The following is a 6,888-nucleotide window of genomic DNA, read 5'->3' as shown; positions in this document are numbered from 1 at the left end:
CGGCTACGACCTGGCCGATGAGCGCGATCGGGCGTTCGCCTTCGACTTTGACCACTCCGGCAGACTCGACCACATCGCCCTCTACCGACCCGGGCGAAGCATCCTCTGGATGTTGAACAATAGCGGGGGCTCGTTCGGGCCGGTCTCGCAGGGCCTACTCCAACGCATAGATTTCCATTTGAGCAGCAACCGCGATCGGGTGCTCGCCTTTGATTACAAGAGCTCTGGAGCGCAGGACTACGTCGTCCTTAACCGGCCGGGGGCGGGCATCTTCTGGATCGTTAGCCATCCATCGTACGTCGGGTGGGTTCCTGCGTTCCGGTCACGCGACCCAGCGAACAGCATCGCGGTGGCACTTCGAAACGACACCGAGTTGCGTCTCCGGCATTTCTCTTCCGCGGCCGACGGTTGGATATTTTTTGAAGGTTCGCGGGATGTTCCTCCCCGCGCCGTGTCAACCTGCTTCTCGCCGGGTTCCGCGAGAATTCGGTACAGTTCGGCGGCTGGCGAGCTAGCCCTGGAGTGGAACGGACCCAGAGTAGGCGGTGGGGCCGTCAAACAGCAACTCCCCGGCTATGAAGTTTTGATCTTCGGCGGTGACGGCGCCAATCCCTGGGTGACCTTTCACCTGATCAACCAGCCGCCCTCAGGGCATCAAGTCCAAGCCGGCATGCAGGTTTGGCTAATGTGCTCGGGCGATATGCCGGGTCCGCGCTGGCTCGACGGCGTCACGCCAAACGGGTCGGTGATCCTCAGTCTCAATACGAGCGGCTCCGGAAGCCGGTGGCGGGTGCACGACGCGGGCGGTGGAGGGATTCACCTTGAGTGCCTCGGCGACCAGCCGGGTCCGCGCTGGCTCGACGGCGTTACAGGCAATGGGTCGGTGGTCCTCAGTCCCGATACGAGCGGCTCCGGAAGCCGGTGGCGGGTGCACGACGCGGGCGGTGGAGGGATTCACCTTGAGTGCCTCGGCGACCAGCCGGGTCCGCGCTGGCTCGACGGCGTTACAGGCAATGGGTCGGTGGTCCTCAGTCCCGATACGAGCGGCTCCGGTAGCCGGTGGGTGTCGCGCATCGCCATTTAACGTAATTGCGCTGGCTAAGCTTTTCGTTTAACCCTCGGCTTGTGGGTCGCTGGTGTTGGCGGCGTCTCGGGTGAGGGTCTTGCCGACGTCGTAGCGGGTGGCGCGGTGGGTGTTCCTCCGCCCCGGCGGTCGTCCGGGCCCGGGGTGGGCGGGTTTCGGCGCGCTGGCCGGCGAGGGGGTCTTGGTCCGCAGGCGGCGAAACCCGCGCCGGACTCTGGCCGGGGTCAGCCGGTCGGGCGGCAGCGGCCGCTCCCACGGGCGGCGCAGATCATGGGGCGAGCCGGCGGGCCAGTCGCAGCTGGGTGTGCGCGGCGACGATCAGCCAGGTCCAGTGGTCCGCGGCGGCCGGGCAGCGGATCCTCGGGGCTGTCCAACCCAGGATCTGCTTCCAGAAGCGGATGGTGCGATCAGCAGCGGGCGGCGCGGACGCTGTGACTGGGATCGCTGTTCGAGCGTTACGCCCGTGGAGTCAGCCGACGGTGCACTCGTTGGCCAAGGCTGTCCCATGGTGTTCCCTCGCTTCGATGTACCGGTGACGGGCGCGCAGGACCGTACGGGATCGCAGTGGTCTCGTAGCTAAAGACGAGCGGAGTGCTTCGCATGGCACCTCCCGAGTCACAACGGCCCCGCGAGAGGCCCTCCCGACCGATCAGCGGCGAGCAGGCCGTCGACCCGCACGCGCTCGGGCGGCACCGTCGCCAGGTGCTGACCTACGCCCCATTCCCGGCGGACCGGGTGAACTGACAGTCCTCCGCGATGCGTGTCACACCACTGCGGTGGCAGTGATGGCGGACGTCCTGTCGAAGAAAGGGCTCAACCCGCGACTGTGGACGCAGATGACCGCGCTGCGGCAGGACCCTTCAGCCGTGTCACGCAAGGCGAATACATCGATGCGGAGGGGCTGTTGAAGCCGCCCCGCGCGCTCTCGCGTGGGGTTCTGCCGAACGCTGGCTCCTCGAGCAGCTCAGGCAGCGACGAAGTGATCCGACCCAAGCTGGTGGAGACTGCGTTCTCCGTGAGCCTGACGACCTCCCAGCGAGGAGTTATCAGACACCCAACTAGAATCGGACTATGACTGACAAGCCACACCAGTTGCGACGCCCATTGCAACGAAGGCTCACGTCGCAGACAAGGGCGGCCGCCTTCGCGCTGTCCGGCGGCATGTGCTCATTTCCGAACTGTGAGTGGTCCACTAATCCACCCGATCCAGCCATCCTCGAGGTGGCTCATATCCAGGGTCTAATGCCCGGGAGCCCCCGGTACAATGAGGCCGCTTCCATAAACCTTGATAACGTCATCGTGCTGTGCGCCAGCCACCACGAGATCGTCGACCGCCATCCGGACCGGTACACCACATCGTGGCTCACAGCGGCGCGAGATAAGCACCGCCACGAAGTGGCATCCCGGCTGGAGCGGGGATTCTCCCCACTCGGACCTGAACCGGCGGGGATAGAGAACCCGCTGTCCGTCGCGCTCCACCGATGGTCGACCGAATCGGACGTCTCGAGCGAAGAGCACTGGCAGCAGTTTTTCGCCAGGTTTCCTGTCTGCCTCGCTGCGGTTCTTCAAGGGCGGGCATATGAGCTACTGTCTAAGTGTTATGTCGGCGGAAAGTCATGGAATAACACCGGTGGAAGCGTCCTTGACTTCCTTGCGATTCACTCGACCAACGTGGCCTGCATAGAAATCAAAGCCCCGACCGCACCACTCCTAGGTTCTCAGTACCGGGGAAACACTTACCTGCCGAGCAGGGATCTGCTTGGCGGTTGGCTCCAAGTCTTGGGAAGCCGACAAACACTGCTCCAGAGCGCAGCACAGTTGAACGCAAGAGCCGAACCAGGTGCCCGCGTAACCATCACTGATCCGCAGTGCTTCCTGATTATTGGCAATCTGATCGAGGAGAGCTTCGACGAAACTCAGACTGCATCGTTCGAGCTTTATCGACGCAGCCTTCGGGACGTGACCGTCGTAACGTTTGACGAAGTCTTCTCTGGCCTTGAAATGTTGCGCAACGCGATAGAGGGAATCTGAGCCTGCCACTAGACCCTCACGCCTAACAACCGCCCCTCATCCGACTTGTCCGTAAGTTGAAGAACAACCGCCTCTCGTAGATCTGTCGACAGTTGCGTATCGGCAGCCGGAAGGCGGTCACTATTGAGTGTCAAGATGTACTGGAAGCCGGCTTGAGTGCTGCGCTCCTCGGCTAGTGATAGCGCCTTAACCACCTGCCGCTCATCGACGCCATCGAACAGGATGCTGTCATGGAGCAGAACTCCGGGCCCCTTGCCCGCTTCTGTCCAATGCGTCACCAGTGCCAGGTCGAGCGCGAATATTGCGACCTTATCGACGCCGTGGGATCCACCACGCGGAAGATTGGTCCGAAATCTATAGCCAGCCGCGCCAGCGTCGACAACAAGGTCCGCTGGCTCGTCATACAGGAGCTCGAAGATGTCCGAAAAGTCAGCTGCGATCTCACCCAGGCGCAACCTGCGCTCGTCCAAGTCCCGGGAGACCCGCTCCTGAAGGTCGAGTCGGTCCAGTCGTAGTCGCGCCTTACCAGCGCGCAACTCACGCAACTCAGCTAGCCGGCGCTCCACGGACTCCAACTCTGCGGCAGCCTGACCGACGCGCTGTTGCAGCGCTCCAAAGTCATCAATCGCGCCGGTTGTCGCCAATAGGCGCATATCGGTCCGTCGCTCCTCATCGAGACGTTCGATGTCCGAAGTGAGCTGGGCGTCCACCTGTCGCAATCGCCGGACCTCGGATTCGAGGTAGTCTCGCCGGTTTCGGGCGATTTGCTCATGGAAGCTGACAACGTCCGAAAGTCGCCTAACGACCGCGTCCCCCAGCTCGACTTTAGCCGCATTGAATAGATCGACAATCTGCTCTGCGCCAAGGTCGCCGGACACCTCTTCTCCAAGCTGAGTTTCATAGACGTGTAACAGGCGCTGATTGATCGATCGATCATTAGCGAGGCGCTGCAGGCGGGAGGTCAAGTCGTTGGCGCGGGTCTCAATTTCTCGATACTCGTCTAGGACGCGGAACTCAGCGACCTGATTCCGCAAGCGGCGTAGTCGCGTTTCGAGACGGGCACGCAGCGACTCCAGGTCGGCGATCTCTTGACCGACCTCTTCAACGCCCTGCCGGCCAAGCGCGTTTAAACGCTTCTCTCGGTCCTTCAATCGCTGCCACTCGCTGGCGAGTCGCCAGTCCAGGTCGAGCAGAAACGTGTTGGCAGATTGAATATCAGCCGAGGATTGCCGCGAGAAGGTTTCAAAGGGTGAGAGGTACGACTCGTTACGATAGCGCAGGAAGTGCGCGAAGAGTCGTCGAAACGTGGGTTCACCCTCGTCTCGAATGCTGCGCGGCTTCAACCCAAAGAGACGTTCCCCCAGCCAGTCAGTGAGTATGCCGGCGGTTACGGTCGTACGCCGAACTGGCTCGTCGACGATACCTGCGTCTTGAAGATCACCTTCAAGCACTAGGCGAGCCGGCTCATCAATGGAGCGAGTGACGCTGACTCGAGGGAGTTGATCGTCATAGCCCCGCAGCAGAAAGGTTCGAGTGAACTCCCATCCCTTGCCAGTTAACTTCGGGAGAGCGCCGAAGTCGCCCAGCCGAGCACCTAAGCAGAAGTCGATGATTTGGAGGAGTGTAGTCTTTCCTGCGCCATTGCGTGTATCGACGTCACGCGACTCTGGCGTCCGGTCCGCCATAATGACGTTGAAGTTCGACTTGAACGTGACCGCATGGAAGCTATCCTGATTGGCTGAGACGCTCTCCAGACGAATCATCGTGACCATTCGAGTCGGCCGCGAGATAGATCGACCGCCGCCCTCAATCGAATGGCAAATATACAACAGTAGCGGCAAGCGTCAGATGATTAAGTTTGACCCAATAAACATGCGAGTGATAAGTGACAAGACCGATCAGGTCGGCATAAGTTGGTATGTACGAAAGTGAAATAAGACACGTTGTAGCCGCAGGTCGGTCAGGCTGACCTGGCTATCCAAGCATGGCCCTCGCCGCCGCCCGTCTTAAGGAAGAGCCTGTTTGCCCAGCAGTCGGTCGCGTCATTCCACCTAGCGCAGCCGGCTTCCGCGGCGAATGCAGTGTGTAGCGCGATAAGGTTTCGCAAATGTCGCAGAGGATTTATTCTGCGGCGCAGGTTTAGCCCCCTTTTGGTCAGCATGGACTCGGTCGAGAGCGTCTCTATCGCGATCCCCCTCGCGGCTCGGACGGTTGGCTGACACGCGAATGCGGCAGATCTGCGGAGACCTCGCCGACGCGGTCGACTGCGCGGACTGACGCTGTCTTGGTGGAGGAACCCAGCCGAAACATTGCAGGACAGCGCACACGCCGTCGGCCACCGTGCGTAAGACCAGCCTGGTGAGCCGTCCCGGACGGGCAGAACAACCGGGACTCGCTGCTCCGGCCAGCGTGGGCAGCAATGGGCCGTACCGTGGCGGCGCCAGCGCCGATGTGGAGCTCTCGCTCCATCGGGCAAGCACGTTGCGGCGCAGCGGGGTCGCGACTTGCGTACTCCGGCCGCGTCCGCCGGCCCCGGCGTGGCCGCAATTGCATCCGCGGAAGCGGCTCTCGACTGGCAGCGGGCCGAGCCAAAGCGAGGAGCCGCTCTTCCGGCAGCCCGATGTGACGCTGAGGCATGCGGAAGGCACGGCATCCGCCTGACTTGGCGCTGACCAGCAAGGATGGCGCCTGGAGGCCCCACCCTTCCAAGCTGGCCATGCCGGTTCGATCCCGGTCACCCGCTCCACGTCCTGACCAGCCCAGATGCCCGTTTGCGCAGCTCAGCCGGGCAGCACTGCTCCTTCCGTGCCTTAGCGGTGCTGCCCCCTGTTGACCGCTGACCACCGGCTTTGGCCGGTACTTAGAAGACGTTGCGGAAGTAGGTCGTCGGCCCCTGGCCGTCCGCAAGGGATCGGCGCAGCGTGCGCGGCATGTCGTCGTCGGCGTCTTCCCCGCCGCCGCGGCTGATCAGCGACGAGCTGTGGGCGCTGGTTGAGCCGCTGGTCCCACCGCGTCGCCCTGCCATCCACGGACGCACCGGCCGGCCCCGGACCTCAGATCGGGACGTGCTCGAGGGCATCGCCTTCGTGCTCTCCACCGGCATCGGCTGGACCAAGCTGCCCACCGAGCTCGGCTACGGCTCGGGCTGGACCTGCTGGCGCCGGCTGCACGAGTGGGCCGACGCAGGCGTCTTCGACCGCCTGCACACCGCCGTCCTCGACCAGCTCGGCTCCGAGGGCCGGTTGGACTGGTCGCGAGCCAACCTCGACTCGGTCAGCGTCCGCGCCAAAAGGGGGGTGAGCTGACCGGCCCGAACCCGACCGACCGGGGCAAGGCCGGCAGCAAGTACCACTTGCTCGTCGACGCGCACGGGCTGCCGCTCAACGTGCTCGTCTCCGGCGCGAACCGGCACGACAGCATGCTCGTCGAGCCGATCCTCGACACCATGCCGGCGATCAAGCGCGGCGGCCGGGGCCACCCGCGGCGACGGCCGCTGAAGCTGCACGGCGACAAGGGCTATGACAATCCACGGGTCCGTCGTTACCTGCGCCGCCGCGGGATCACCGCCCGCATCGCCCGGATCGGCCGAGACTCCAGCGTGCGTTTGGGCCGCCACCGCTGGGTCGTCGAACGGACGCTGGGCTGGCTGCTGGCCTACAAACGCCTGGCTCTGCGCTACGACCGCACCGCCACGACGATCAACGCGCTGGTCCGGCTCGCGGTCACCCTCATCTGCGCCCGCCGGCTACCGACTGACTAATGCAATGTCTTCT

The 6,888-nt window shown here is 63.4% G+C and carries 4 protein-coding genes; 3 read left to right on the top strand and 1 reads right to left on the bottom strand.

Going from position 1 to position 6,888, the window contains the following annotated elements; all coding sequences use genetic code 11:
• Both BLS21_RS25460 and BLS21_RS24290 read left to right on the top strand, forming a co-directional pair.
• Positions 1-1,084, top strand: a 1,084-nt coding sequence (locus tag BLS21_RS25460) for a hypothetical protein (RefSeq protein WP_175479738.1), incomplete at its 5' end; no start/stop codon positions are given.
• Positions 1,085-2,155: 1,071 nt separating this feature from the next.
• Positions 2,156-3,115 (top strand): Shedu anti-phage system protein SduA domain-containing protein, encoded by a 960-nt coding sequence (locus tag BLS21_RS24290; RefSeq protein ID WP_091224475.1) that lies wholly within the window; start codon positions 2,156-2,158, stop codon positions 3,113-3,115.
• Positions 3,116-3,123: 8 nt separating this feature from the next.
• Here the strand turns inward: BLS21_RS24290 and BLS21_RS24285 are convergent, their stop codons facing one another.
• A complete protein-coding gene (locus BLS21_RS24285; protein ID WP_175479737.1) occupies positions 3,124-4,878 on the bottom strand; it encodes a DUF2326 domain-containing protein in 1,755 nt (584 codons plus the stop codon).
• 1,167 nt (positions 4,879-6,045) lie between these two features.
• On the opposite strand from BLS21_RS24285, the gene BLS21_RS24275 reads away from it, so the two are divergent.
• Positions 6,046-6,875 (top strand): IS5 family transposase gene (locus BLS21_RS24275; RefSeq protein WP_091216539.1). Its coding sequence is split into 2 segments (ribosomal slippage): positions 6,046-6,402 and positions 6,405-6,875, totalling 828 coding nucleotides; the frame shifts between segments, so codons are not numbered across the junction.
• Positions 6,876-6,888 lie beyond the last annotated feature (13 nt).

The sequence above is a fragment of the Geodermatophilus siccatus genome, from assembly GCF_900103785.1.
Taxonomy (GTDB): domain Bacteria; phylum Actinomycetota; class Actinomycetes; order Mycobacteriales; family Geodermatophilaceae; genus Geodermatophilus; species Geodermatophilus siccatus.
The sequence above is the reverse complement of the archived record's forward strand: the minus strand, read 5'-3'. Positions and strand labels throughout refer to the sequence as shown.

Coding starts and splice junctions, on each gene's coding strand:
- BLS21_RS24290 (WP_091224475.1), top strand. CDS start 2,156: ATGACTGACAAGCCACACCAGTTGCGACGCCCATTGCAACGAAGGCTC.
- BLS21_RS24285 (WP_175479737.1), bottom strand. CDS start 4,878: ATGATTCGTCTGGAGAGCGTCTCAGCCAATCAGGATAGCTTCCATGCG.